At 69.8% G+C, this 26,714-nt stretch carries 19 protein-coding genes, 1 tRNA gene and 3 pseudogenes; 18 read left to right on the top strand and 5 right to left on the bottom strand.

The features are described from left to right. Positions 1–2: 2 nt before the first annotated feature. Positions 3–458: an acyl-CoA dehydrogenase family protein gene (locus QQK49_RS14980; RefSeq protein ID WP_284304627.1), complete on the top strand. Its 456-nt coding sequence runs from the start codon at positions 3–5 to the stop codon at positions 456–458. A gap of 109 nt (positions 459–567) precedes the next feature. Further along, the gene (locus QQK49_RS14975; RefSeq protein ID WP_284304626.1) at positions 568–2,061 is read left to right on the top strand and encodes a class I adenylate-forming enzyme family protein; all 1,494 of its coding nucleotides are present in this window, start codon (positions 568–570) and stop codon (positions 2,059–2,061) included. A gap of 13 nt (positions 2,062–2,074) precedes the next feature. On the opposite strand, the gene QQK49_RS14970 is transcribed toward QQK49_RS14975, so the two are convergent. The 3 genes and pseudogenes from QQK49_RS14970 to QQK49_RS14960 all read right to left on the bottom strand — a co-directional run. Then, complete coding sequence (locus tag QQK49_RS14970; RefSeq protein WP_284304625.1) at positions 2,075–2,383, bottom strand: hypothetical protein; 309 nt, start codon at positions 2,381–2,383, stop codon at positions 2,075–2,077. 313 nt (positions 2,384–2,696) lie between these two features. Then, positions 2,697–2,769, bottom strand: a tRNA-Lys gene (locus QQK49_RS14965). A gap of 94 nt (positions 2,770–2,863) precedes the next feature. Then, a pseudogene (locus QQK49_RS14960) lies at positions 2,864–3,256 on the bottom strand (FadR/GntR family transcriptional regulator); the annotation flags it as partial. Between the two features lie 104 nt (positions 3,257–3,360). On the opposite strand from QQK49_RS14960, the pseudogene QQK49_RS14955 reads away from it, so the two are divergent. From QQK49_RS14955 to pstB, 16 genes and pseudogenes are all read left to right on the top strand, one after another. Next, positions 3,361–3,612 (top strand): annotated as a pseudogene (locus tag QQK49_RS14955) (SDR family NAD(P)-dependent oxidoreductase); the annotation flags it as partial. Between the two features lie 54 nt (positions 3,613–3,666). Next, the gene (locus QQK49_RS14950; protein ID WP_284304624.1) at positions 3,667–4,467 is read left to right on the top strand and encodes an SGNH/GDSL hydrolase family protein; all 801 of its coding nucleotides are present in this window, start codon (positions 3,667–3,669) and stop codon (positions 4,465–4,467) included. A 221-nt stretch (positions 4,468–4,688) separates the two neighbouring features. Beyond that, a complete protein-coding gene (locus QQK49_RS14945; protein ID WP_284304623.1) occupies positions 4,689–5,024 on the top strand; it encodes a GntR family transcriptional regulator in 336 nt (111 codons plus the stop codon). A gap of 18 nt (positions 5,025–5,042) precedes the next feature. Next, positions 5,043–5,780, top strand: a complete 738-nt coding sequence (locus QQK49_RS14940) for an ABC transporter ATP-binding protein (protein ID WP_284304622.1) — start codon at positions 5,043–5,045, stop codon at positions 5,778–5,780. Then, on the top strand, positions 5,777–6,589 hold the full coding sequence (locus tag QQK49_RS14935) for a hypothetical protein (protein ID WP_284304621.1): 813 nt from the start codon (positions 5,777–5,779) through the stop codon (positions 6,587–6,589). Before QQK49_RS14940 ends, QQK49_RS14935 begins: the two co-directional genes overlap by 4 nt. A 96-nt stretch (positions 6,590–6,685) precedes the next feature. Next, complete coding sequence (ilvA, locus tag QQK49_RS14930) at positions 6,686–7,954, top strand: threonine ammonia-lyase IlvA (protein WP_431310541.1); 1,269 nt, start codon at positions 6,686–6,688, stop codon at positions 7,952–7,954. Between the two features lie 51 nt (positions 7,955–8,005). Next, positions 8,006–8,880, top strand: a pseudogene (gene purU, locus QQK49_RS14925) (formyltetrahydrofolate deformylase). A gap of 109 nt (positions 8,881–8,989) precedes the next feature. Continuing rightward, entirely contained in the window at positions 8,990–11,569 is a 2,580-nt protein-coding gene (locus QQK49_RS14920; RefSeq protein ID WP_284304619.1) for a DEAD/DEAH box helicase, read from the top strand. A 105-nt stretch (positions 11,570–11,674) separates the two neighbouring features. After that, a complete protein-coding gene (locus tag QQK49_RS14915; protein WP_284304618.1) occupies positions 11,675–12,964 on the top strand; it encodes a Na/Pi symporter in 1,290 nt (429 codons plus the stop codon). A gap of 75 nt (positions 12,965–13,039) precedes the next feature. Continuing rightward, positions 13,040–13,267 (top strand): hypothetical protein, encoded by a 228-nt coding sequence (locus tag QQK49_RS14910; protein WP_284304617.1) that lies wholly within the window; start codon positions 13,040–13,042, stop codon positions 13,265–13,267. Positions 13,268–13,416: 149 nt separating this feature from the next. Next, positions 13,417–17,760 carry a malto-oligosyltrehalose synthase gene (gene treY / locus QQK49_RS22870; RefSeq protein WP_348536200.1) on the top strand — a complete coding sequence of 1,448 codons (4,344 nt, stop codon included), beginning with the start codon at positions 13,417–13,419 and terminating at the stop codon, positions 17,758–17,760. A gap of 36 nt (positions 17,761–17,796) precedes the next feature. After that, positions 17,797–18,396: a hypothetical protein gene (locus QQK49_RS14895; protein WP_284304615.1), complete on the top strand. Its 600-nt coding sequence runs from the start codon at positions 17,797–17,799 to the stop codon at positions 18,394–18,396. Positions 18,397–18,601: 205 nt separating this feature from the next. Further along, positions 18,602–19,714, top strand: a complete 1,113-nt coding sequence (gene pstS / locus QQK49_RS14890) for a phosphate ABC transporter substrate-binding protein PstS (RefSeq protein ID WP_284304614.1) — start codon at positions 18,602–18,604, stop codon at positions 19,712–19,714. Positions 19,715–19,849: 135 nt separating this feature from the next. Beyond that, positions 19,850–20,791 carry a phosphate ABC transporter permease subunit PstC gene (gene pstC, locus QQK49_RS14885; RefSeq protein WP_284304613.1) on the top strand — a complete coding sequence of 314 codons (942 nt, stop codon included), beginning with the start codon at positions 19,850–19,852 and terminating at the stop codon, positions 20,789–20,791. Between the two features lies 1 nt (position 20,792). Beyond that, positions 20,793–21,938: a phosphate ABC transporter permease PstA gene (pstA, locus tag QQK49_RS14880; RefSeq protein WP_284304612.1), complete on the top strand. Its 1,146-nt coding sequence runs from the start codon at positions 20,793–20,795 to the stop codon at positions 21,936–21,938. A 50-nt stretch (positions 21,939–21,988) separates the two neighbouring features. Further along, positions 21,989–22,768, top strand: a complete 780-nt coding sequence (gene pstB / locus QQK49_RS14875; RefSeq protein WP_284304611.1) for a phosphate ABC transporter ATP-binding protein PstB — start codon at positions 21,989–21,991, stop codon at positions 22,766–22,768. A 730-nt stretch (positions 22,769–23,498) separates the two neighbouring features. Here pstB and QQK49_RS14870 read toward each other — a convergent pair. After that, a complete protein-coding gene (locus tag QQK49_RS14870; RefSeq protein WP_284304610.1) occupies positions 23,499–24,419 on the bottom strand; it encodes an NUDIX hydrolase in 921 nt (306 codons plus the stop codon). A 7-nt stretch (positions 24,420–24,426) separates the two neighbouring features. Further along, positions 24,427–26,706 carry an RNA degradosome polyphosphate kinase gene (locus tag QQK49_RS14865; RefSeq protein ID WP_431310593.1) on the bottom strand — a complete coding sequence of 760 codons (2,280 nt, stop codon included), beginning with the start codon at positions 26,704–26,706 and terminating at the stop codon, positions 24,427–24,429. Positions 26,707–26,714: the final 8 nt, after the last annotated feature.

Here is a 26,714-nt window from a genome sequence, read left to right as displayed (position 1 = left end):
CCGTGGCCGCCGTCGACGCGGCCCTCGGCGCGGGGGCCGCGCTGCTGGCCTCCGAGCAGTACGGTCTGGCCCGATGGTGCCTGGAGGAGACCGTCGCCTACGGCAAGCAGCGCATCCAGTTCGCCCGGCCCATCGGGTCGTTCCAGGCCATCAAGCACCGCCTGGCAGACCTCTACACCGAGGTCGTCCAGGCCCAGGCCGCCGCTCGCCACGCCGCCGGCACCCTCGCCGACGACGATCCCGACAGCCGCGTCGCCCAGGCACTCGCTCAGGCGTACTGCTCCGACGTGGCGGTGCACGCGGCGGAGGAGGCGTTGCAGTTGCACGGCGGTCTCGGCATGACCTGGGAGCACCGGGTGCACACCCACCTCAAACGGGCCAAGTCCGACCAGTTGGCCCTCGGCACACCGGGTCTGCACCGGGAGGACCTCGCCGAGCTCGTCGATCTCCCGCTCTGACCCGCCCGATCACGCCGACGCGGCATGGCCGTGGTCCTGTCCACACCCGTTGAACCTGAGATCACGTTCGGATAGCGTCGGCGGCGCGTCCATGTCGAGGAGGGGCTCCATGACCAACATCGCCGATTTCGTGTGGCAGCACGCCGACGCCCGACCGGGTCAACCGGCGGTGCGCACCCGTGAGGTGACCTGGAGTTATGGAGAACTCCGCGACAAGGCCGGGGCCTACGCGGGTGCGCTGGCCTCGGCCGGCATCGAACGGGGCGACCGGGTGCTCCTCATCGCGCCGAGCGTGCCCGAGTTCCTCGCCGCCTACTACGGCGCGCATGCGCTGGGGGCGGTGGTCATCACGATGAACACGATGGCCGCGCCGCCGGAGATCGCGTACGTGCTGCAGGACTCCGGTGCTCGACTGGTCATCGCCTGGCACGCCGCCGTGCCCAACGCCACCACCGCGGCTCGCGATCTCGGGATCGATGTCTGGCCGCTGCCCGACGGTGCGGCACCCCCGGAGGCCGGCGAGCCGGTCGAAGCGCCCGTCGATGCCGGTCGTGACGCGACCGCGATCCTGCTCTACACCTCGGGCACGACGGGACGACCCAAGGGCGTCGAACTCACCCAGGCCAACCTCATCGACACCGCGCAGATCTTCGCCGCGCAGCTCGGCGTCTCCGCCGACGAACGGTTCGGCACGGCATTGCCGCTGTTCCACGTGTTCGGTCAGTGCGTCTGCCTCAACGCGGTCATGGCGGCGGGGGCGTCGATGACGCTGCTCTCCCCGTTCGATCCGGTCGCCATGGTCGAGCTGGTCCGCGATCACCAGCTCAACGTGCTCTCCGGCGTGCCGACGATGTGGATCGCGATGCTGCACGTGCCGGGGGACTACGGCCCGGTCGACGTCGCCTCCCTCCGCCTCGCCGCGTCCGGCGGGGCGAGTCTGCCCGTGGAGGTGATCCGCGCGTTCGAGGAACGGTTCGGCTGCACGATCCTCGAGGGGTACGGGCTGACCGAGTCCACGGGCGGCTCGACCTACCATGCCCTCGACATCGAACAGCGCCCCGGCACGGTCGGGGTCCCGCTGCCGGGGACGACCGTCGAGGTGCGGTCACCCGAGGGCACGGTGCTCCCGGCCGGTGAGGTCGGTGAGGTCTTCATGGCCGGCCCGACCGTGATGAAGGGGTACTGGAACAACCCGGAGGCGACCGCGGTCGACCTGCCGGAGGGATGGTTGCGCACCGGCGACCTGGGCGCGCTCGACGAGGGCGGCTACCTGCGCATCGTCGATCGGGCCAAGGACCTCATCATCCGCGGCGGGTACAACGTCTACCCGCGTGAGGTCGAGGAGGTGCTCTACACCCACCCCGACGTCGTCGAGGCGGCCGTGGTGGGCGTCCCGCACGAGACCCTCGGCGAGGAGGTCGGCGCCGTGCTCGTCACGCGGGCGGGCGCCGACCTCGACGTCGAGGCCATGCGGGACTGGCTCAAGGGGCACTTGTCGGCCTACAAGGTGCCGCACCTCTTCCGCGTCGTCGAGGCGCTGCCCAAGGGGGCGACCGGCAAGGTCCTCAAGCGCGCCATCGACTGGCAGCGCCTGGAGGCCTGAGGGCTGGCACCCCTCAGGCGAGCCAGCTCTCGACGAGACGGCGGTGCCGGTCGTCGGCCTCGTTGATGGCGGCGAGGATGACGGCGCGGACGCCCTCGGGGTCGGTGACGGCGTCGGACGAGGCGATGAAGGCGTTGTCGACGAAGTCGATGTGCCCGGGAAGCGCCTCGGCGACCTGGTCGGAGTAGCTGCGGACGATGTCGTAGAGGCCGACGCGCGTGCAGTGGGGCACCAGTTGGTGCTCGATGAAGTCGAACGGGTTGGTGTCACGAAGCCCGCCGGTGACCTGTTCCCAGGTGGCGAGCGTGATGGTGCGGGACATGTGAGGTTCTCCTCGATGCTGAGCAGAGGTGAAGCCACGACACCGTTGGCGCGTACTTCGCGAAGTGTGCGCTGACGGCTCCAGTGTGCGACAGGAATCTGGATGAACCGTCAAAGCTCGACGCCGGGTGTCCGTGTCGTGGCGCCCGTAGGGGCGATGTACTCGTGCTGCAGGTCTGTGACCTGCGCAATGTGTGCGAAGTCGTGGTCCGCGGCCAGCACCGTCGCGTCGTTGGCGATCGCGTGGCCTGCGATCAGGATATCCGCCGGCTCATCGGGTGCGCACTCGAGTCCGGCGATTTCGCCGGGACGGGTGGGCCCCGTCGGGCTCGAACCGACGACCAGCGGATTAAAAGTCCGATGCTCTACCAACTGAGCTAGAGGCCCTGGGGTTCGCAGAACCCTCCCCGGAAGTATGCAGCACCGCAGCGGGGGCTCGGTGCTCGGGTCGCCGAGTCCGATGTGGCGACGCCGGGCTCGGTCACTGTGCGGCGAGGAAGCCCCGCAGGAGGGCCGCGGTGCCCTCCAGATGCTCCTCCATGACCGACCGAGCGGTGTCGGCGTCGCCGGTGAGGACGGCCTGCAGGATCGCGGCGTGTTGCTCGTCGGAGTGGTGGATGTTCTTGTCCAGGTAGGGGATCGCGTCGAGCAGCTCGCTCGCGGCGGCGCGGGCGTCGGCGACGGTCGAGGCCAGCGACGGCGAACCGGTCACCTCGGCCAGGGCGATGTGGAACCGGGCGTCGAAGGGTCGGAAGTGATCCCGGTCCGCCGCGTGCACCGCCTCGTAGCAGTCCTGCAGGTATCGACGCTGGTCGGAGCTGAGCGACGACCTCGCGGCCAGGGCGACGGCAGCCGGCTCCACCGCCTGCCGGAACGTGAGGACGTCGTGGAGTCGCTCGGCGGTGAATACCGGGCTCGAGGCGGGGCGGGGCGGGGGACGGTGTCCGGGCCCTGTTCGACCGCACCCGTGAGGAGCTCGGCCGCGTCGACATCGCGTTCAACAACGCCGGCATCTCTCCCGAGGACGACGCCTCCATCCTCGACACCGGGCTCGAGGCCTGGCGCCGCGTGCAGGAGGTCAACCTCACCAGCGTCTACCTGTGCTGCAAGTACGCCCTTCCGCACATGCTCGAGCAGGGCCGCGGGTCGATCATCAACACCGCGTCCTTCGTGGCGGTCATGGGTGCCGCGACGAGCCAGATCAGCTACAGCGCCTCCAAGGGCGGTGTGCGTCGATGAGCCGGGAGCGGCGTAGTGGAGGCGATGCCCTGAGATGCTCGGCTCATGGCTCTGGTCCGCCGCATCTCGCCGCATCTTCCGCGCACCGCCGCGTTCGTCCTCGCGCCGGTGCTCCTGACGCAGGGCAGCCGCACCCTCGCCCGGGTTCCGCGGCTCCCTGAGGCCGGTGGTCCGACGACGGGAGTCGTGGGTGCGTCCGCCGAGGTCGGGGCGCAGGAGCCGGGTGCGGCCGGGGTCGGGGACGTCGTCCGGCTGCTCGTCGTCGGTGAGTCGACCGCGGTGGGTGTAGGGGTCGACACCCACGAGGAGGGCATGGCGGCGGCGCTCGCCCGCCGGATCCACGACGACACCGGCCGCCCCGTGAGGTGGACCGTCATTGGCCGCAACGGTGCGCGACTCCGGACCGGCCGGGGGCGCCGACTCCCCGACGTGGTCGGCGAGTACGACCTGGCCGTCGTCGTGCTCGGCGTCAACGACACGCTCGGGCTGACGTCGGTGGGCCGGTGGGAGCGGGAGATGATCGCCCTGCTCGAACGCACCCGGGCGTGCCTGCGGCCGGGAGCGCTCGTCGTCCTGGCGGGCGTGCCACAACTCGGCGCCTTTCCCGCCCTGCCCCAGCCGCTGCGCTTCGTCATGGGCCGGCACGGCAGGGCGCTCGACGACGTCCTCGCCGAGATCGCTTCGCGTCACGTGGACGTCACCCACGTGCCGACTCCGGAACTCGACGACGACCGCGACCTCGCCACCGACGGCTTCCACCCCTCCGGCCGCGGATACCGCCGCTGGGCCGACCGCCTGTACGACGAGGCGATCCACGCCCGTGTGGTGGCGCGACGTCGTCCCTGAGGGCCTGACGAACACAGAACGCCGAGACCGCCGGTTATAACCGGCGGTCTCGGCGCATCGGTGTGGGCGGGGAACGATGCAGGCGCGCCCACTGGTGAGTGGGAAGTGCCGGCGGACGCTCCACCCCTCTCACGAGTGCAAGGCGGGGGTTGACGGGACCGCCAGCGCGTCTTACTGTACTAAGTACTTAATGCAGCAGCACAGGCAGAGAGGGGGCGGCGATGGAGTTCGACCCCGCGAGGCCGATCTGGCATCAGTTGATCCATGAGTTCTCCCGGCGCATCGTCACCGGCGAATGGAGCCCCGGTGGCCGTATCGGCGGAGTCCGCGAACTCGCCGGCGAGCTGGGGGTCAACCCCAACACCGTCCAGCGAGCTCTCTCCGAGTTGGAGCGTGACGGGCTCTGCCGCTCCGAACGCACCGCCGGACGCTTCGTCACCGACGACACCCCCGCATCCATCGGCTCCGGCGCGAGATCGCCGCCGGTGCCGCCGACGACTTCATCATCCGTGCCAAGGGATTCGGCATTCCGCTGGAGGACGCGACCGCCCTGGTGACCGAAAGGTGGACCACCCATGCAGACGACACTCGAACCGGCGACGAGGAGGCCTGACGACATGACTCCCGCCATCGAGATCACCGGGCTGACCAAGACCTACGGTCGCAGCGTCGCCCTCGACGGGGTCGACCTCACCCTCGCGCCCGGCCACATCGTCGGCCTGCTCGGCGAGAACGGCTGCGGCAAGACCACGCTGCTCAAGATCCTCGCAGGCGTGATGCAGGACTACGACGGCGACGTACGCATCGTGGGCCACGCCCCCGGCCCGGAGTCCAAGGCGCGGGTGAGTTTTCTGCCCGACGTGAGCTACCTGCCCGACCGGGCCCGGATCTCGGACTGCGTGCGCTGGTACCGCGACTTCTTCGCCGACTTCGACGAGCGCAAGGCCGCCCGGTTCGTCGACTCCTTCGGGTTCGGCACCGACCTGCGCATGAAGGACGCCTCCAAGGGCATGCGCGAGAAGGTGCAGATCGCCCTCGCCATGTCGCGCGACGCTTCGGTGTTCCTGCTGGACGAACCCATCTCGGGTGTCGACCCCGCCGCTCGCGACGTCCTGCTCGACCTCATCGTCAAAGACCTGCCCGAGCACGCCCTCGTTCTCGTCTCGACCCACCTCGTGCACGATCTCGAGCCACTGCTCGACTCCGTCGTCATGATGCGCCGCGGCCGCGTGGTGCTCACCGGCGATGTCGACGACCTACGCGCCGAGCACGGCGCCGGGCTGGATGCGATCTTCAAGGAGATGCACCGATGACCACCACCCTGCTCGCCCATGAGTTTCGCCGCACCCGCGGGTTCCTCGGCGTCGTCGCCGGGGCCTGCATCCTCTTCGTGCTCGTCGGCACGGGCATCATGCTGACGATGTCCGTGCCGCTGGGAGCCCTGCTCTCCGTCGGAACGCTCGCCGGCGCGCCGGTCATCGTGCTCCTCGGGCTCGCCGTCGACTACTGGCGGTCGGCCTACGGCCGCGGTGGTTACCTGACCCATGCCCTCCCCGTACGCGGGTCGGCGATCTACCGGGCACGGCTGCTGTACGGCACCCTCGTCGTCTTCGCGGGCGTCGTGCTCACCCTCGGCCTGGCCGTGCTGCCATTCTGGGCGTTCGCGGCGGGGGTCGCCCCACCCGGAGTGAGCGCGTGGACGCACCTGGGCTCCCTGATGGCGCCGATCGGGCAGGCCCTGTCGATCACGACGTGGATCGTCCTCGTCGCCGGTGTCGTCGGGATGGCCCTCGCCTACCTGGTGCAGTACTACTTCGCGGCCTCGATCGGTAGCGAAGGGCGCCTCGCGGCGCTCGGACCGGGAGGCCCGATCCTCGTCTGGTTCGCCCTCTACCTGATCACGCAGGTGCTGACCTTCGTCTCGATCGTCGCCGTCCCGCTCGGTCTCACAGTGAACGACGGGGTGCTGCACCTCGTAGGAGTCGACTACCTGGCCGCCATGACCTCTGGCGCCGACCCCACCGCGATGCCGTTCGGGATGATCCTCCTCTTCGTCGCACTCACCCTCGCCCTCGTCTGGCGCACCGCCCACTCCTGGGATCGCAGAGTCACTCTCCGCTGACGGGCGTTCGGCGACGCGGGGTGCCCTGTCCGGACTCGACGCCGGTGCTCTCGGCATCCGGACCCCGTGTCCCACCCCTCGGGCAGGGGAGGCACGATGGATGATGTGACCGTGACCGAAACCTCCGTCAGTGCCGTCGATGTCGAAGCCGCCTTCGTCAGGCTGCGTTCCGTCATTCGCGAGACGCCACTGCTGCCCTCGGCCCGCCTCTCGGCGGCGACAGGTGCGCGGGTCTGGGTCAAGCGCGAGGACCTGCAGCCGGTGCGCTCCTACAAGGTGCGTGGGGCCTACAACCTCATCGCCCAGTTGCCCGAGGAGCAGCGCGCCCAGGGAGTCGTGTGCGCGAGCGCCGGCAACCACGCGCAGGGATTCGCCTTCGCCTGTGCGCAACTCGGCCTGAACGGGCGCGTCCACGTGCCCAGCACGACGCCGCGTCAGAAGCGCGAGCGGATCGCCGCGCTCGGTGAGGGACGGGTCGAGATCCTCGTCGAGGGCGAGACCTACGACGACGCCGCCGCGGCCGCCATCGCCGACGCCGAGCGCACCGGCGCCGTGCAGGTGCCCGCGTTCGATCACCCCGACACCATCGCGGGGCAGGGCACCACGGCCATCGAGATCACCGAGCAGCTCGGCAAGGCGCCCGACGTGCTGGTCGTCCCCGTCGGCGGGGCGGGGATGCTCGCCGGGTGCACCACGTGGCTCAAGGCACGCCACCCCCGCACCCGCATCGTCGGCGCCGAACCCACGGGCGCCGCCTGCCTGCGCGCCGCGATCGACGCCGGTGGACCCGTGACGCTGGAGTCGATCGAGACGTTCGTCGACGGCGCCGCGGTCCGACGCGCCGGCGACCTCACCTACGCCACCGTCGCCCCCCACGACCTCGACCTCGTGACCGTCGACGAGGGCCGGATCTGCACCGAGATGCTCGACCTCTACCAGGTGGACGGCATCATCGCCGAGCCCGCCGGAGCGCTCGCGTCGGCGGCGCTGCTCGCCTCGATCGACGTCGAACCCGGCCAGGACGTCGTCGTCATCCTCTCTGGCGGCAACAACGACGTCTCCCGCTACGCCGAGATCGTCGAGCGCTCCCTGGTCGACCTCGGCCGCAAGCACTACTTCCTCGTCACCTTCCCCCAGGAGCCCGGAGCGCTGCGGCGGTTCGTCGAGGACATCCTCGGCCCCGACGACGACATCGCGCTGTTCGAGTACGTCAAGCGCAGCAACCGCGAATCCGGACCGGCCCTGGTCGGCATCGAACTCGCCCGCCGCGACGACCTCGAAGGGCTGCTCTCCCGCATGGCCGAGAGCCCGATGAACATCGAACGCATCCCCGCCGACAGCCCGTTCTACCGCTTCCTGGTCTGAGCCTGAACCCGAGCCTGAGTCCGACCCAGCCCCCACCCCAGTGAGATCGTGATGCGCGCCGAGTCCCCCGAGCAGACCCGCCCGTACGTGCTGCAGTTCTCGTGTGAGAACAAGCCCGGCATCGTGGCCTCGGTGACCACGACCCTGGCGCAGCTCGGCTGCGACATCACCGACGGTCAGCAGTTCGACGACCGTCTCTCGGGCCGGTTCTTCGCACGGCTCGCGTTCGTGCCCGTCCGGACCGACCTGGGCGAGGAGGGGTACGGCACCGGTCTCGCCCCGGTGTTGCGCAGCCTCGACGCGGAGTGGTCGGTGCGTTCGGCGGCCCGGCCGCGACGCGTCCTCGTCCTCGCCTCGAAGGCCGACCACTGCCTCGTCGACCTCTTGTACCGGTACAGGACCGGTGAGCTGCCGATGGATCTGGTGGGCGTCGTGTCGAACCACCCGCGTGAGTCCTTCACCGGGCTGGGCGAGGTGCCGTTCCACCACCTCCCGGTCGCGCCCGAGACCAAGGCCGACCAGGAACGATCGATCCTCGAGCTGGTCGAACGGGAGAACGTCGACCTCGTCGTCCTCGCGCGGTACATGCAGATCCTCTCCGACGACCTCGCCACCGCTCTGGAAGGGCGGTGCATCAACATCCACCACAGCTTCCTGCCGGGGTTCAAGGGCGCCAAGCCCTACCACCAGGCGTATGAGCGGGGGTCAAGCTCATCGGCGCGACGGCGCACTACGTGACGGCCGACCTCGACGAGGGCCCGATCATCGCCCAGGACGTGGAGCCGGTGAGCCACCGCGACACCCCGGACGACCTCGTCCGCAAGGGTCGCGACATCGAGCGCCGCGTCCTCGCCCAGGCCGTCCTCGCGCACCTGGAGGACCGGGTCATGCTGCGTGGCTCCACCACGGTGGTCTTCACGCGCTGACGACGCGCCGCATCGCAGAACGCATCGAAACGGCTGTGATCACGACCGGTTCGATGCCGTCTGAGGTGCGTTCTGCGATGTCGCGGGTGGGTGGGACGATGGGAGCCTCATGACCGTTCCGACGCTCGCCGACGCCCTGACCGATCTCTCGCCCACGACGGCGGGGGACCTCGACCCCGACGACCTGTACGTCGCCTTCATCGACTGGGTGACCGCGCGGGGGATCGAGCCGTACCCGCATCAGGAGGAGGCGCTCCTCGAACTCGTGACGGGCTCGAACGTCATCCTCGCGACGCCGACGGGGTCGGGAAAGTCGCTGGTGGCCGCCGGCGCCCACTTCTTCGCCCTCGCGGAGTTCGCGCGCACCCGGCGCCGTACCTACTACACGGCACCGATCAAGGCGCTGGTCAGCGAGAAGTTCTTCGACCTCTGCGCCACGTTCGGCGCGCAGAACGTCGGCATGCTCACCGGCGACGCCGCCGTCAACGCGCAGGCGCCCATCGTGTGCTGCACGGCCGAGGTCCTCGCCAACATCGCGCTGCGCGAGGGGCCCGGTGCACGGATCGGGCAGGTCGTCATGGACGAGTTCCACTTCTACTCCGAGCCCGACCGCGGCTGGGCCTGGCAGGTGCCGATCCTCGAGCTGCCGCAGGCCCAGTTCCTCCTCATGAGCGCCACGTTGGGGGAGGTGGCGATGTTCACCGAGGACCTCACCCGCCGCACCGGGCGGCAGACCGCCGTCGTCGCCGGCGCCGAGCGTCCCGTGCCGCTGTCGTTCCACTACGCGATGACGCCGCTGCACGAGACGCTCGAAGAGCTCCTCTCCACCCATCAGGCGCCGGTCTACGTCGTCCACTTCACCCAGGCCGCCGCCCTCGAGCGGGCGCAGGCGCTGATGAGCCTCAACGTGACGACCAAGGAGGAGAAGGCACGAATCCTGGAGGAGCTGCGCGGATTCCGCTTCGCCAAGGGGTTCGGCGCCACCCTCTCCCGCCTGGTCAAGCACGGCATCGGCGTCCACCACGCCGGGATGCTGCCCAAGTACCGACGGCTCGTGGAGACCCTCGCGCAGAAGGGCCTGCTCAAGGTCGTCTGCGGCACCGACACCCTGGGCGTCGGCATCAACGTGCCCATCCGCACCGTCGTCCTCACCGGGCTGACGAAGTTCGACGGCACCAAGCAGCGGCTGCTCAAGTCCCGCGAGTTCCACCAGATCGCCGGGCGCGCGGGGCGGGCCGGATTCGACACGAGCGGTTCGGTGGTCGTGCAGGCCCCCGACCACGTCATCGAGAACCACAAGGCGCTCCTCAAGGCCGGCGACGACGAGAAGAAGCGCCGCAAGGTCCAGCGAAAGAAGGCTCCCGACGGGTTCGTCAACTGGAGTGAGGACACCTACCACCGCATCCGCGACGGCGAGCCCGAGGCCATGGTCAGCCGCATGCGGGTCAGCCACGCGACGATCCTCAACATGATCCAGCGGGAGGGGAACGCGGTCACGGCGGTGCGCAAGCTGCTCACCGACAACCACGAGCCGCCCCGTCAGCAGGTGCGGTTGCAGCGCCAGGCGATCGAGATCCTGCGCACCCTGCTCGACACCGGGGTCGTGGAGAAGCTGGGCGAACCCGACGAGACCGGCCGCACCCTGCGCGTCGTCGAAGAGCTCCAGCGCGGATTCGCCCTCAACCAGCCGCTCTCGCCGTTCGCGCTCGCGGCCCTCGACCTGCTCGACCGCGAGGACCCGCTCTACGCCCTCGACGTGCTCAGCATCATCGAGTCCACGCTCGACGACCCGCGCCCGATCCTCATGGCCCAGCAGTTCCAGGCCAGGGGAGAGGCCGTCGCCGAGATGAAGGTCGACGGCATCGAGTACGAGGAGCGCATGGAGCTGCTCGAGGAGGTCACCTGGCCCAAGCCGCTTCAGGACCTGCTCGAGGCGGCGTTCGCGATGTACCGGCAGACGCACCCCTGGCTGGACGAGGAGGCGCTGTCGCCGAAGTCCATCGTGCGTGACCTGTACGAACGGGCGATGACGTTCGGCGAGTACGTCGCCTTCTACAACCTCGCCCGTGCCGAGGGGGTCGTGCTGCGGTACCTCTCCGACGCCTACAAGGCGCTGCGCCAGACCGTTCCCGACGCGGCGAAGACCGAGGAACTCGACGACCTCATCGAGTGGCTGGGGGAGGTCGTCCGGCAGACCGATTCCTCGCTCCTGGACGAGTGGGAGGTCCTCACCGATCCCGACCGCGGCGACCTCGATCTGGAGGAGGTGCGGGCGCGTTCGGCGACGGCCAGGCCGTTGACGAGCAACCCCCGTGCGCTACGGGTGATCGTCCGCAACGCCCTGTGGCAGCGGGTCGAACTGGCCGCGAGACGACGTGTCGACGACCTGGGCCGCCTCGACGCACCCACCTCCGTGGGCGCTCCGGGCATGGACGCCGACGACTGGGCCGACGCGCTCGAGGAGTACTTCGAGGAGCACGAGGAGATCGGCACGGGCCCGGACGCGCGCGGCCCGTCGATGTTCGTCGTCGACGCCGACAGCGAGGCCGGGTTCTGGCTGGTCCAGCAGATCCTCGACGACCCCGCCGGCCACCGGGACTGGCGGATCTGGGCCGAGGTGGACCTGGCGGCCTCCGACGAGGCGGGCGAACTCGTCTTCCGGGTCGTCGACGTGGGTCGCATGGACTGACGGCTGGTGCGCCGCAGCGGTGGAACCCGCTTCATCACAAGGAAGTTCAACTTCAGGTCACCCGCTCGTCATGATCGGTGCACTCACGTTTCCCAACGTGGAGGCATGTCCGCCCCTCGCCACACCCAGGCCGACTCCCCCGACGACACGACGACCCTGCCCCACCACCCCCGGCAGGAACGCCGGGCCCCGGGCCGCCGGGACGACCTGCCGGCTCGGCCCGATCATGAGGTGTCGCGAGAGGACGAGCGGAACGACCTGTCCACGACGCAGAAGGCCTTGCGGTGGGTCGGCGTCCTCCTCGCGCTCTACCTGCTGGTCTGCGCGGTGGGTGCCATCGGTGACGGGTTCAAGGCCCTCGGAGAGGACGCGGCGCGAGGCCTGTTCGACTTCGCGGCCAACCCCGTCGTGGCGCTGTTCGTCGGCCTGCTCGCCACGTCGATCATCCAGTCCTCCAGCACGACGACCTCGATCGTGGTCGCCGCCGTCGCGTCGGGCGCGATGCCACTCTCGGTCGGCATCCCGATGATCATGGGCGCCAACATCGGCACGTCGGTGACCAACAGCCTGGCATCCCTCGGCCACGTGACGAACAAGCGCGAGTTCAAACCCGCGTTCACCTCGGCCACGATGCACGACTTCTTCAATCTTCTCGCCGTCGCGATCCTGCTCCCGTTGGAGTTGCTCACGGGCTTCCTCGAGCGCGTCAGCGGGGCGATGGCCGACGCGTTCGCGGGCGTCTACGCGCCCGATCCCGGCGAGGCGGACATCGTGTCCCTCATGACGGACCCCGTCGTCGACCTGGTCACCGGGCTCACCCTCGCCATCCCCGGCGTGATGGGGCCGGTCGCGACCATCGTGCTGGGGGTGGCCATGATCTTCCTGGCCGTGCGTCTGCTGGGATCGCTGTTGCAGTCGGTCATGGTGGGCACGGCGCGCAGGATCCTGCACTCCGCGGTGGGCAAGAACCCGGTCGTCGCGATGATCGCCGGCACCGTCGTCACCGTCCTGGTGCAGTCCTCGTCGGTGACGACCTCGATGATGGTCCCGTTCGCCGGGTCCGGCGCCCTGACACCGAGGCAGATCTACCCGATGACGCTCGGTGCCAACGTCGGCACCACCTTCACGGCGCTGCTGGCCGCCATGGCCCTCAGCGGGACCGACGGCGCCGAGATCGCGTTGCAGGTCGCCTTCGTGCACCTGTTGTTCAACGTCACCGGAATCGTCGTCATCTACGTGCTCCCGTTCCTCCGGGACGTGCCGTTGCGCGCGGCGGGCACGCTGGCCGCGGTCGCCACGGAGCGCAGGTCCCTGGCCGCCGTCTACATCGTCGGCACGTTCCTGGCGATCCCCGGGCTCGTGGTCCTCGCCTCCGCCATGACCACGGCGTTCTGAGCCACGACGGCGTCGCTGCCGACCCGACCCGCGCGCGACCACGGCCCGAACCGATCCCGATCCGATCCCGAGGACATGATGAGCATCGACCCCCGCCAGGACCCGCACGGCGCCCTCGACGAACTCGTCGCCGAGATCGAGAAGACCTACGAGCTGCTCGGCCAGGAGGTCGCGGCCCTGCGTGAGCGCGCCGCGCACGCGGCCATCGACGAGATCCCCGACGACCTCTCGCAGATGCGGGGTCGCTGGAGCCAGCTGCTTGACCTGCTCCACTCGCTGCAGGGCGAGCGGCGGGAGCCCTGAAAAGGACCGAGGAGTTTCGGCGCTCCCCGCGCGCATCGTCCGCCGCAGTAGGGGCCACGGGCCGTCGAGCGCGGATTCCGGGGGCCAGTACCGTGGGTCGGGCGCGTCCGGCCGGGTGCGCTGTGCCTGCCTGAGGGAGCCGCTCCGCCATGAACGTCACCGGTACCTACCGACTGCAGATGCACGAGGGTTTCGGGTTCGACGACGCCGGGCAGATCCTCCCCTACCTGGCCTCGCTCGGGGTCTCCCACCTGTACCTCTCGCCGATCCTGCAGGCGGCGCAGGGCTCGATGCACGGATACGACGTCGTCGACCACACCCGCGTCTCCGAAGACCTGGGTGGCCGGGTCGCGTTCGAGCGGCTCGCGGAGGCCGCCAAGGAGTACGGACTCGGGATCGTCGTCGACGTCGTCCCCAACCACATGGCGCTGGTCGCCCCCGAGCACCTGGCCCGCCCGTTGTGGGAGGTCCTGCGCGACGGTCGTGACGCCAGCACCGCCGAGTGGTTCGACATCGACTGGAAGGCCGGCGGCGGCCGGATCGGTCTGCCGATCCTCGGTGCCGACCTCGACGAGGTCCTCGACAACGGCGAGATCACCCTGGACGAGATCGACCTCGACGGGCACACCGCCCCCGTCATCCGGTACTACGAGCACGTCCTGCCCGTGGCGCTGGGCACCGAGGGCGACGCCGAGACGAGCGTGCGCGACGTCCTCGACCGACAGCACTACCGCCTCGCCTCCTGGCGCGACAAGGAGACGGTCCTCAACTACCGCCGCTTCTTCGAGGTGGACTCGCTCATCGCGGTGCGCGTGGAGATCCCCGAGGTGTTCGAGGCGACGCACGCGCTGCTGCTCGACCTGCACCGGCAGGGGTTCATCGACGGCTTCCGCATCGACCACCCGGACGGCCTGGCCGACCCCGCCGGCTACCTGGAGCAGCTCGACAAGGCCACCCGTCGCGGCACGCCCGTGTGGGTCGAGAAGATCCTCGAGGGCGACGAGGCGCTCCCGACGAGTTGGCGCTCCGCCGGCACGACGGGCTACGACGGCATGCGGGCCATCACCGCCGCGCTCGTCGACTCCGACCCGGTCGTGGCCGAGGCCATCACGCGCTGCTGGGACGAGGCCGGCGGCGAACACACCGTGACCGAGGCCGTCGACGCGGCCAAGCGCCAGGTCGTGGCGCAGTCACTCGGCCCCGAGGTCGAGCGCCTGACGCGCCGTGCCCGCGAGGTGCTCCCCGAGCACGACCCCGAGCGCCTGCGCGCCGCGATCGTCGAACTCCTCGTCGCGGGTGAGGTCTACCGCGCGTACGTGCGCCCGGACGAGCGCCTCAGCCCGATCGCGCGGGAGCGCCTCACCTCGGCCTTCGTCGCGGCGCTGGACTCCCGCCCCGATCTCGAGCCCGAACTGCGCGAGCTCAGCGCCCTCACCATCGCCGAGGACGACGACCACCCCGCCGCCGTCGACTTCTCGGTGCGTCTGCAGCAGACGTGGGGCCCGGTCATGGCCAAGGGCATCGAGGACACGACGTTCTACCGCTGGCACCGCCTGATCGCGCTCAACGAGGTCGGCGGCGACCCCGAACTGCTCGACCACGGCTCGCCGGCGGTGCTGCACGAGTGGGCGGACCGGCAGCAGCAGGACTGGCCGATCGGCATGATCGCGCTGTCCACCCACGACACCAAGCGCAGCGAGGACGTCCGCGCCCGCCTGCTCGCCGTGGCCGGTGACGCTCAGGCGTGGGCCACGTGCTCGGCGATCAGCCGGGAGCAGGCCGAGGAGTTCGGCATCGACACCCCGACGGCCCACCTGCTCTGGCAGACGATCCTCGGCGTCGGCGACATCGGCGACGACCGACTGGAGGAGTACCTGCTCAAGGCGTTGCGCGAGGCCAAGCAGCACACCGCCTGGGTCGACGGCGACGAGGAGTACGAGCGCCGCGTCGTCGCGTTCGCGGCCAAGCTGCGCACCGACGGACGTCTGCACGACGCGGTCGACGCCGCGCTGGAGGAGCACGCCGAGGGGGTGCGGGCCACGGTGCTCGCGCAGAAGGTGCTCGCGCTGACGTTGCCGGGTGTCCCCGACACCTACCAGGGGTGCGAGATCGTCGACCTCTCCCTCGTCGACCCCGACAACCGCCGCCCGGTCGACTACGAACGGCGCTCGGTGCTGCTCGCCGAGCTCGACGCCGCCGGAGTCGAGGCCGGCTTGCCGGAGGTCGCCGGATCCAGCCCGCTCGACGCCGAGAAGCTCCTGGTCACCTCCACGCTGTTGCGTCTGCGCCGTGACTCGCCCGAGCTGTTCGGCGACAACTCCGCCTACGCCCCGATCTCCGCGGCCGGTGAGCACGTCGTCGGCTTCACCCGCACGCACTCGGGAACCTTCCTCGGCAGCGCGTTCGGTCGCGGTGGCAAGGGAGCGGTGACCGTCCTCGTGACCCGCGCGCCGGCCCGCCTGTCCGCCGCCGGCGGCTGGGGGCAGGCCACGGTCACCCTGGGCGAGGGGAGTGGACCGACGTCCTCACCGGCGAGACCCACACCGGCGGGGAGCGGCTCCTGGCCGAACTCTTCTCGCGTCGCCCCGTCGCCGTCCTCGTGCAACGATGACCGGCCTCACGGTGCCGACCGCCACCCCGGTCGTCCACCCGCCACGATCCGCCCGTCCCATGCCCGTCCAGCAGGAAGTCCCATGAGCCAGATCCCCTCGATCGCCGCAGCAGGAGTCCGCCGCGGAGACGTCCGTGAATTCACCGTCTGGGCGCCGTTCGCGCAGGAACGCGTCGAGATCGAGCTCGACGACGTGCGCCACGACATGGAGCCGCTGCCCGACGGCTGGTGGACCGTGCGTCTGCCCGCGCCAGAGGGCGCTCGGTACGGCTACAGCCTCGACGGAGGCCCGGTGCTGCCCGACCCGGCGGCCCGCCGCCTGCCCGACGGCCCGCACGGCCGCGCCGCCGTGGTCGACCTCGACACCTTCGAGTGGACGGCGGGTGACTGGTCGGGCGTCGACCTGCGCGGCTCCACGATCTACGAGCTGCACGTCGGCACGTTCACCCCGGGGCGCACCCTCGACTCGGCCATCGAGAAGCTCGACCATCTCGTCGAACTTGGCGTCGACACCGTCGAGCTCATGCCCGTCGCCTCCTTCCCCGGCATCCACGGGTGGGGATACGACGGCGTGGCGCCGTTCTCGGTCCACGAGCCCTACGGCGGCCCGGCCGCGCTGCAGCGGTTCGTCGACGCCGCGCACCGGCGGGGGTTGGCGGTCGCGCTCGACGTGGTGCACAACCACCTCGGCCCCGACGGCAACTACCTGCTCGCCTACGGCCCGTACTTCACCGATCGCCACCACACGCCCTGGGGTTCGGCGATCAACCTCGACGGCGAGCACAGCGACGTCGTGCGCGCCTACCTCGTGGACAACGTGATGTCGTGGGTCCGCGACTACCGCCTCGACGCCCTGCGCCTGGATGCCGTCCACGAACTGCACGACGAGCGTGCCCTGCACATCCTCGAGGAGTTCTCCACCGCGGTCGACGACTTCGCCGAGGAGAGCGGTCGCACGATCCACCTCATCGCCGAGAGCGACCGCAACGACCCGCGCACCGTCACCGCCCGCGAGCGCGGCGGACTCGGCCTGCACGCCCAGTGGGCCGACGACGTCCACCACGGCCTGCACGTGGCGCTGACGGGCGAATCCCAGGGCTACTACGGCGATTTCGCCGCTCCGCACGCGCTGGAGACGGTGCTCACCAGCCCGTTCTTCCACGTCGACACCTACTCGACGTTCCGTGGTCGCACGCACGGTCGTCCCGTCGACCCCGAGCTCGTCGACGGCTCGGCGTTCGTCGCCTCGCTCCAGACCCACGACCAGGTGGGCAACCGCCGCTCCGGCGACCGCCTGGCCGCGACGGTGCCCTTCCGCCGCCTGGCCGTCGGTGCCGCGCTGCTCTTGACGAGCCCGTACACCCCGATGCTCTTCATGGGCGAGGAATGGGCCGCGTCCACCCCGTGGCAGTACTTCACCGACCACACCGATCCCGACCTCGCCGAGGCGGTCCGCAGCGGTCGTCGGCGCGAGTTCGCCACCCACGGCTGGACCGAGGACGACGTCCCGGACCCGCAGGCCGTCTCGACGGTCGAGGCGTCGACCCTGGCGTGGGACGAGGTCGACGAGGGCGAGCACGAGCGGATGCTCGGCTGGTACCGCGCGCTGCTGGCGTTGCGGCGCGCGCGCCCGGACCTCTCCTCGGGCGATCTCACCGCCGTCGGCGTCGAACCGGGGCCGGTCGACGGCTCACTGATCGTCGTGCGCGGCAAGCATCGCGTCGCGGTCAACCTCTCGGGGGAGAACGTCGACATCGACATGACCGGCGCCGGCGGCAACGCGGTCGTCCTGCTCGCCCTCGACGCGACCACGACGATGGCCGACGGGATGCTCCACCTCGTCCCGAACTCGGTCGTCATCGTCGGCCCGGCCTCCGAGTGATGTCCCGATGACCGCCCCCGGCCCCGGCGTCCGGTGATGCTGGACGCCGCGGCGCTCGACTCCTTCGCGCAGGAGAGCCTCGACCCGGCTGTCATCATGCAGGTCGCGCACGAGACCGCGGCCATCGTCGTGCGCACGGGCCGGGCCCGGCGCGACCCCGAGCTCACGGCCCGCCTCGTCGCGCTCGTCGACGAGGTCGGGCTGACCACGGTCGCGGAGTTGTGGTCGGAGCGGCCGGCCCGCAGCCTCCCCGGAGCGCTGTGGCGCCTGTACGTCCTGCGCGAGTGGGTGCGGCGCGACGCGGTCGGGGCCAGTGCCGACTACCGTGACGGGCTGATCTTCGCCCAGGTGTCGGGAGCGATCGCCGGCGTCGCCACCCCGCCCGGCCCCGAAGAGGTGCGACAGCTCGCCGACTCGGTGCTCACCGGCGTCTTCGAAGGCGACCTCGACGGCGCCCTCGACCGGGCCGCCGCGTTCTGCCGCGTCATCGCCGCCGGACGTGCCTCGCGCGACGACATCCGGCCCATCGAGTCCCTGGCCGTGCGCGGGTTGGCCAGTGGCGCAGCGCAGATCGCGACGATGGCCGACGACCTCGAGGTGTGCGCCTCGCTGTGGCGGCGCGAGTCCCTGGTCTGAAGGACTATCCCGCCTGGTGAGGCGCTGGCGAGACGCACCTCACACGTCGGACGAGTGTCCTGCCTGCGTTCACGTCTCGTTCACCTGGGGGGAGATGGTTGGTCACCGCCCCCCTTAACGTCGCCATGTACGCCCTTCGGAATGTGGATGCCGAGACTCGCGGATCGTCCACTTCGAGCATCAACCTTCGAAAGGTCTTGTAGACGTGAAGCGCACCACCTTCGGCCGGGTCGCACTGCCGGCCACTCTCGCTCTCGCTTTCTCACTCACCGCCTGTGGTGCGCCTGCCAACGAGCAGCCGGCTCAGAACGGCGGCGCCACCGGTGGGGCCACCTCGGCCGGCGTCTCCGGCACGATCTCCGGGGTCGGAGCCAGCTCCCAGGCCGCGGCGGTCGAGGCGTGGAAGGCCAAGTTCGAGGGGGCCAACCCCGACGCGACGGTCAACTACGACCCCCAGGGCTCCGGCGCCGGCCGCGAGCAGTTCCTCGCGGGCGCCGTGCAGTTCGCCGGCTCGGACGCCTACCTCGACGAGGAGGAGCAGGGCAAGGTCCCGGCCACCTGCGGTGAGCTCATCGAGTTCCCGGCCTACATCTCCCCGATCGCCCTGGCCTACAAGGTCCAGGGTGTCGACAACCTCCAGCTCTCGGCGCCCACCATCGCCAAGATCTTCTCCGGCAAGATCACCACGTGGAACGACCCGGCCATCGCCGCCGACAACCCGGGCGCGCAGCTGCCGGCCACCAACATCACCCCGGTTCACCGTTCCGACAAGTCGGGCACCACCGAGAACTTCACCGACTACCTCAACAAGGCCGCTCCCAAGGAGTGGACGAACGAGGCCGACGGCAACTGGCCGATCCAGGGTGGCGAGGCAGCCAAGGGCACCTCCGGTGTCGTCCAGGCCATCAACGCCGGTGACGGCACGATCGGTTACGCCGACGCCAGCCAGGTCGGCGACCTCAAGACCGCCAAGGTCAAGGTCGGCGAGGAGTTCGTCGAGTACAGCCCCGAGGCCGCGGCCAAGGTCATCGACGCCTCCGAGAAGGCCCCGAACCGCAAGTCGCAGTACGACTTCGCGATCGACCTCAAGCGCGACACCACCGAGGGTGGCACCTACCCCATCGTGCTCGCCGCCTACACCCTGGCCTGCACCAAGTACAGCGACCAGAAGACGGCCGACCTCGTCAAGGCGTGGTTGTCCTACACCGTCAGCGAGGACGGCCAGAAGGCCGCCGCCGAGGCCGCGGGTTCCGCCCCGATCTCGAACACCGCTCGCGAGAACGGCATGAAGGGCATCAACGCCATCTCGGCCGGCTGATCCGCGCGGCGTCATCACAACGCAGCACGACCTCGGTCCGGCTCACCCGCTCCGGGTGGGCCGGACCGAAGTGCGATCACCGGAGAGGCCTGACGGCCCGCCAGATTCCTGCACCCCGTCAAGAGAGAGACTTTCGTGACTACGCAGACAGCCGGTTCGCCACCGAAGGCGGTGTCCCGTCCGGGTGACCGCATCTTCGCGGGCGCCTCGATCGGGTCCGGCATCCTCATCCTCGCCTCGCTGGCGGGTGTCGCCGGGTTCCTGTTGTGGCAGGCCTGGCCGGCTCTCGTGGCCCCCGCCGAGCAGATCACCGGCGGCAAAGGCCTGGTGGCCTACATCGCCCCGCTGCTGTTCGGCACGGTCTACTCGGCCTTCTGGGCGCTGCTCATCGCGACCCCGCTCGCCATCGGCATCGCCCTGTTCATCACCCACTACGCGCCGCGCAAGCTGGCGCAGGCGCTCGGCTACCTCGTCGACCTGCTGGCGGCCGTCCCCTCGCTGATCTTCGGCCTGTGGGGCGTGTACGTGCTGGCGCCCGCCGCCTACCCGGTGACGGCCTGGTTGGCCGACAACCTCGGGTTCCTCCCGTTCTTCTCCTCCGACGCCAGCGTCACCGGCCGCACGATGTTCACCGTCGCGATCGTCCTCGGCGTGATGATCCTGCCGATCATGACGGCCGTGAACCGTGAGGTCTTCCTCCAGACGCCGCGCCTGCACGAGGAGGCCTCTCTCGCCCTCGGCGCCACGCGGTGGGAGATGATCCAGATGTCCGTGCTGCCGTTCGGCAAGTCCGGCATCGTCTCGGGCATGATGCTCGGCCTCGGACGCGCGCTCGGCGAGACCATGGCGGTCGCCATCATCCTGTCGATGTCCGGCGGCATCTCGCTGGACCTCGTCAGCAACAGCAACCCCGGAACGATCGCCGGCAACATCGCCCTGCAGTTCCCGGAGACCAGCGGCCTGGGCACAAACGTGCTCATCGCCTCGGGCCTCGTGCTCTTCGCGGTGACGCTGGCCGTGAACATGATCGCCCGGTGGATCGTCTCCCGGCGTTCCGAGTTCTCGGGAGCGAACTGACATGACTCGTACCGACGACCACATGAAGGCGCGCCAGATGCCCGAGTCCACGAGCGGTTCCACCGCCCAGTCCGGCGCCACGAAGACCGGCGCCTCCGGGGCCTCCGGGGGCACGCTGGCACACGGCACGTTGAGTCCGACCATCCGGCGTGCCATCGGCCTCGGGGCCATCGCCGCCGGGTTCGCCCTCTCCTTCCTCCTCGGATGGGGGTTCAACCAGGTCGGCATCGTCGTCCTGGCGGCCCTCATCTACTGCGTGACGATCTACGCCGCCTCGCGGGCGACCGAGGGCTCCCGCCACGCTCTCGACCGCCTGGTCACGGGCGTCGTGACGACGATGTTCGCGCTGGCGCTCATCCCGCTCGTCTCGGTGCTCATCGAGGTCGTCCGCAAGGGCGCCGAACGGTTCGACGTCGAGTTCTTCACCCTGACGATGCGCGGCATCGTCGGTGAGGGCGGCGGAGCTTACCACGCCATCCAGGGCACGCTCATCGTCACGGCCATCGCCTCGGTCGTCGCGATCCCCATCGGCATCCTCGCCGCGATCTACCTCGTCGAGTACGGCCAGAAGAATCGGCTTGCCCGGGCACTCACGTTCTTCGTCGACGTGATGACGGGCATCCCCTCGATCGTTGCCGGCCTGTTCGCCTACGCGCTGTGGGTGCTGTTCATGGGGCCCGGCGCCCGCGCGGGCATCATCGGTGCCACCGCGCTGGCTGTGCTCATGATCCCGACCGTGGTTCGCAGCACCGAGGAGATGCTCCGCATCGTCCCCAACGACCTGCGCGAGGCGGCCTACGCCCTCGGCGTGCCCAAGTGGTTGACCATCGTCAAGGTCGTCCTGCCGACCGCGCTGGCCGGTATCGCCACCGGTGTCACGCTGGCGATCGCCCGCGTCATCGGCGAGACGGCGCCTCTGCTCGTCACGGTCGGCATCACGACCAGCTACAACGCGAATCCCTTCAGCGGACGCATGGCGACCCTGCCGGTGTTCTCGTACTACCAGTACGCCACGCCGGGCATCCCGCCGGAGCCGTTTCTGGACCGCGCGTGGGCCGCTGCGCTCGTCCTCATGCTCATCGTCATGGGCCTCAACATCATCGCGCGGGTGATCTCGAAGTTGTTCGCACCCAAGGCCGGGCGTTGACCTCGGCACCCTCGTCAACGACCTCGTCCCGGAAGGACAGCTGAACCACCATGTCGAAGAGCATCGACGTCAAGAACCTCAACATCTACTACGGCGACTTCCTCGCGGTGAAGGACGTCGACGTCTTCATCGAGCCGCGCACCGTCACGGCGCTCATCGGCCCGTCGGGCTGTGGCAAGTCGACCTTCCTCAGGTCGCTCAACCGCATGCACGAGGTGATCCCCGGCGCCTACTGCAAGGGCGACGTGATCCTCGACGGCGACAACATCTACGGCAAGGGCGTCGACCCGGTGCTCGTGCGCCGCAAGGTCGGCATGGTGTTCCAGAAGCCCAACCCGTTCCCCACGATGTCGATCGCCGAGAACGTGCTTGCCGGCGTCAAGCTCAACAACCGTCGGATCAGCAAGAAGGCCGCCGAGGAGCTGGTGGAGACCTCGCTGCGGGGCGCCAACCTGTGGAACGAGGTCAAGGACCGCCTCGACAAGCCGGGCTCGGGGCTGTCCGGTGGTCAGCAGCAGCGCCTGTGCATCGCCCGCACGATCGCGGTCAAGCCCGACGTCGTCCTCATGGACGAGCCCTGCTCGGCGCTGGACCCGATCTCCACGCTCGCGGTGGAGGACCTCATCCAGGAACTCAAGGAGAACTACACGATCGTCATCGTGACGCACAACATGCAGCAGGCTGCGCGTGTGTCCGACCGGACAGGGTTCTTCAACATCGAGGGCACGGGCAAGCCGGGGCAGCTCGTGGAGTTCGACGACACGAACAAGGTGTTCAACAACCCGAGCCAGAAGGCGACGGAGGACTACATCTCCGGCCGGTTCGGCTGATCCATCGGACGATCGCGGCTCCTGAATCACCAACTCGATCGTCGCCCGGTCGGTTTCGGATCCACGCACCAAAGCGCACGTCAGCGACGCCGGTCCCGCACCTCGGGACCGGCGTTCGACGTATCTGAGATCACGACCACCGGACGATCGTCCAGGTCTACTCTGAGCGCGTCTGGTTGGTGAGGTCAGGAGTTGGGCCCGTGTCCGTATTCGGTTGGTTTCGGCGTCATGCCGCAGAGGTGAACGTCGAGACGGGTCGCTCGTACCCGACGACCGAGGTGGGCTCGTTCGCCCACGGAGCGTGTGCACGGTGCGACTGGAAGGGCCCGGGCCGTCGTGCGCGGTCCATGGCCGAGGACGACGCCGAACTCCACGCGGCCGAGCCCCACGGCTCCGAGGCCCCGTGCGCCGAGTCCTCGTGTGCCGAGCCTCACGCGCCCACCTCTCCCGCGGACGACGACGCGCTCCAACCCCACCTCACACAGTAGGAACCGTCTGAGACAGCCACGCACGCGCTGCTGTCTCGCCCTCACCCACGGTTCGAGGTGGATCTGCCGGGCGCCATGATGACGCTGGGGCGAGTTCGGGGGAGTGGTGTGTGCCGGGCCGGGAGCGCCTCACGGCGCGTGGCCGCTCGTAGCGGCTGATGTTGGGACCCGGGGCTGCCGCGGCCCGGCACACGCTGTCGAACGTAACAGAGGGCGGGCGATGTTCCCAGCCGAGTTTCACGTCACGGACGGTGCCGTTCGACGGCGATGATCGCCGGCTTCGAACCGACCGTGACGTGGAAGACCAGCGCCTCTCCCTTGTCGAGGTTCTCGCGCTGGGTGGCACGTAGAGTGCGCTTGACCGCCTTGCCCGGGGTGCGGAAATGGGTGTGGACCCGGTCCAGCAGGGTGCGCAGGACCGGCCCGTGGCTGCACAGGGCGACCGGCTCGGTGCCCTCGAGGCCGCCCGTCACGGCCTTGGCGAGCCGGTGGGGATGCTCCTCGAAACCCTCCTCGGACAGGGGCGTGCTCCAGGTGGTCGACACCTGGTCTCCCGCCTCCTCGAGGTAGGGCCGCATCGTGTCGGCGCACCGCACCGACGGGGAGCTGACGACGCGGGTCAGGTCGTAGGCGGCGAACACCGGGACGAGGGCGGCCGAGCGCTCGTGACCCTTCTCGTTGAGGGGGCGGAGGCGGTCGTCGTCACCGTCCCACTGCTTGCGAGGCACCGCCAGGGCATGCCGGACCACCATGACCGTGCGGGTGTGCAACGGCCCGCCGGTGAGGGCCTCGAGCTGGTCGAGATCGCGGTCGTAGGTGAGGAGTCTGCGCGCCTGGCCCGGTGTGACCCACCGGAGTTCGTCGATCTCGTTCTCCAGCCGGCCGTGCCCACCGGTGACCTCGGCGGCCCAGTAGCGGACCTCCTTCTTCTCACCGCGGGCCAGGCGATACCGGCTCGTCGGCAGGGGACGCCCGAGTCGGACGCGAAGCCCGGTCTCCTCCCACGTCTCGCGGACGGCGGCGGCCGTCCACTCCTCGCCCGGGTCGAGTTTGCCCTTGGGCCAGGCCCAGTCGTCGTACTTGGGTCGGTGGACGAGCGCGACCTCGAGGCGACCGGCGTGCTTGCGCCACGGGATGGTTCCCGCGGCCGGTGTCGTCGTCACGGTGGTGTCAGGATCGACGGTCGCGACGTCGTGCGGCGTGCTCCTCGATGAGGACGGACTGCAGGTCGGTCAGAGGCTCGCCGTCCTCACCCCGGTGGTGGCGCGTCCAGCGCCCGTCGCCCGCCAGGTGCCAACTGGAGTACTCATCGCTCATCCCCCGGTCGAGGATGCCGACCAGATCGGAGATGTGTCCCGGGTCGGTGATGCGGACCAGCGCCTCGACGCGACGGTCGAGGTTGCGGTGCATCATGTCGGCGCTGCCGATGTAGACCCCGTTCTCGCCGTCCGGCCCGAACACGAAGACGCGCGAGTGCTCGAGGAAGCGACCGAGGATGGAGCGGACGCGGATGTTCTCCGAGAGCCCTTCGACGCCGGGCCGCAGCGCGCAGATGCCGCGCACGAGCACGTCGACCCTCACCCCGGCCCGGGAGGCGCGGTAGAGGTTGTCGATGATCGTCTCGTCGACGATCGAGTTGACCTTGAACCCGACGTAGGCCTCCTTGCCGGCGTTCGCCAGCTCGATCTGCTCGTCGATACGGTCGATGAGACCGGAGCGGATCGAGGAGGGCGCGACCAGCAGTCGCGAGAACTTGCTGCGCGGCGCCCACCCGGACAGCTGGTTGAACAGCTTGGTCAGGTCCTCACCGACGCGCGGGTCGCACGTGAAGAGGCCGAAGTCCTCGTACAGCCGAGCGGTCTTGGGGTGGTAGTTGCCGGTGCCGACGTGGCAGTACCGCCGCAGGCCGCTGGTCTCCTGACGCACGACGAGCGAGAGCTTGCAGTGCGTCTTGAGACCGACGACGCCGTACACCACGTGGACACCGGCGTGCTCGAGCTTGCGGGCCCAGTCGATGTTGTTCTGCTCGTCGAACCGCGCCTTGATCTCGACGACCGCGAGAACCTGCTTGCCGGCGTCGGCGGCCGAGATGAGGGCGTCGATGATGGGGGAGTCGCCGCTGGTGCGGTAGAGCGTCTGCTTGATGGCGACGACCTTGGGGTCGGCCGCGGCCTGCTCGACGAACGCTTGCACCGACGTGGAGAACGAGTCGTAGGGGTGCTGGACCAGCACGTCCTTGGCGCGGATGGCCGCGAACATGTCGGCGGCCTTGGCGCTCTCGACCCGCTTGAGGTCGCGGTGGGTGCGGGGGACGAACGGCGGGTACTTGAGCTCGGTGCGGTCGAGATCGGCGATGGCCGACAGGCTCTTGAGGTCCAGGGGAGCCGCGAACCGGAACACCTCGCGGTGGCTGACGCCGAGCTCGCGGATGAGCAGTTGCAGCACGTGGTCGTCCATGCGGTCGTCGATCTCGAGGCGGACCGCCGGCCCGAAGCGACGTCGGGTGAGTTCCTTCTCGAGGGCGGCGAGCAGGTTCTCCGCGTCGTCCTCCTCGACCTCCAGGTCCTCGTTGCGCGTCACGCGGAAGGTGAAGTGCGCCCGCACGATCATGCCCGGGAACAGCTCGTCGAGGTGCGCGGCGATGATCTCCTCCACCGGCACGAACCGTGCGGCGTACAGGTCCTCGCCGTCCTCCTCCGGGATCGACACCAGACGCGGGAGCAGCGGCGGCACCTTGAGGCGCGCGAAGTGCTCGGTGCCGGTCTTGCGGTTCTCCAGCACGACGGCGAGGTTGAGGGACAGGCCCGAGATGTAGGGGAACGGATGGGCCGGGTCGACCGCCAGCGGCGTGAGCACCGGGAAGACCTGCTCGTCGAACCACGTACTGAGCGTGGCGCGCTCGTCCTCCGAGAGGTCCTCCCACTCGACGACGCGGATGTCGTCCTCGGCGAGGGCGGGACGCACCTGCTCCTTGAAGATGCGGGCCTGCGTGGCCATGAGCCGCTGCGCCGTCGAGTAGATGCGGTCGAGCAGCTCACGCGGCTCCAGGCCGGAGGCCGAACGGACGGCGAGTCCGGTGGCGATCCGCCGCTTCAGACCGGCGACGCGCACCATGAAGAACTCGTCCAGGTTGCTGGCGAAGATCGACAGGAAGCGCGCGCGCTCGAGCAGGTACAGATCGGGGTCGGCGGCCAGTTGCAGGACCCGCTCGTTGAACTGGAGCCAGGAGATCTCGCGGTCGAGGAAGCGGTCTTCCGGGAACTGACCCTGCTGCGCCTCGCCGGTGGGGAGGAACCTGCCGTTGGCGGCCCGGGGACGCGCTCCCGCAACCGAACTCGTCTCGCCGGTGATCGAGGTCTCCACAGGCGCAGCCTTCGTGCCGTCGCTCGCGGCCCTGTCGGCGTTCTCGAGCTCGTCGACCTTCTCGGCCTGCCCACTCTTGGCTGTCATGCGCACCA

Origin of the sequence: Mobilicoccus caccae, assembly GCF_030161635.1 — a bacterium.
Taxonomy (GTDB): Bacteria; Actinomycetota; Actinomycetes; order Actinomycetales; family Dermatophilaceae; genus Mobilicoccus; species Mobilicoccus caccae.
The sequence above is the reverse complement of the archived record's forward strand: the minus strand, read 5'-3'. Positions and strand labels throughout refer to the sequence as shown.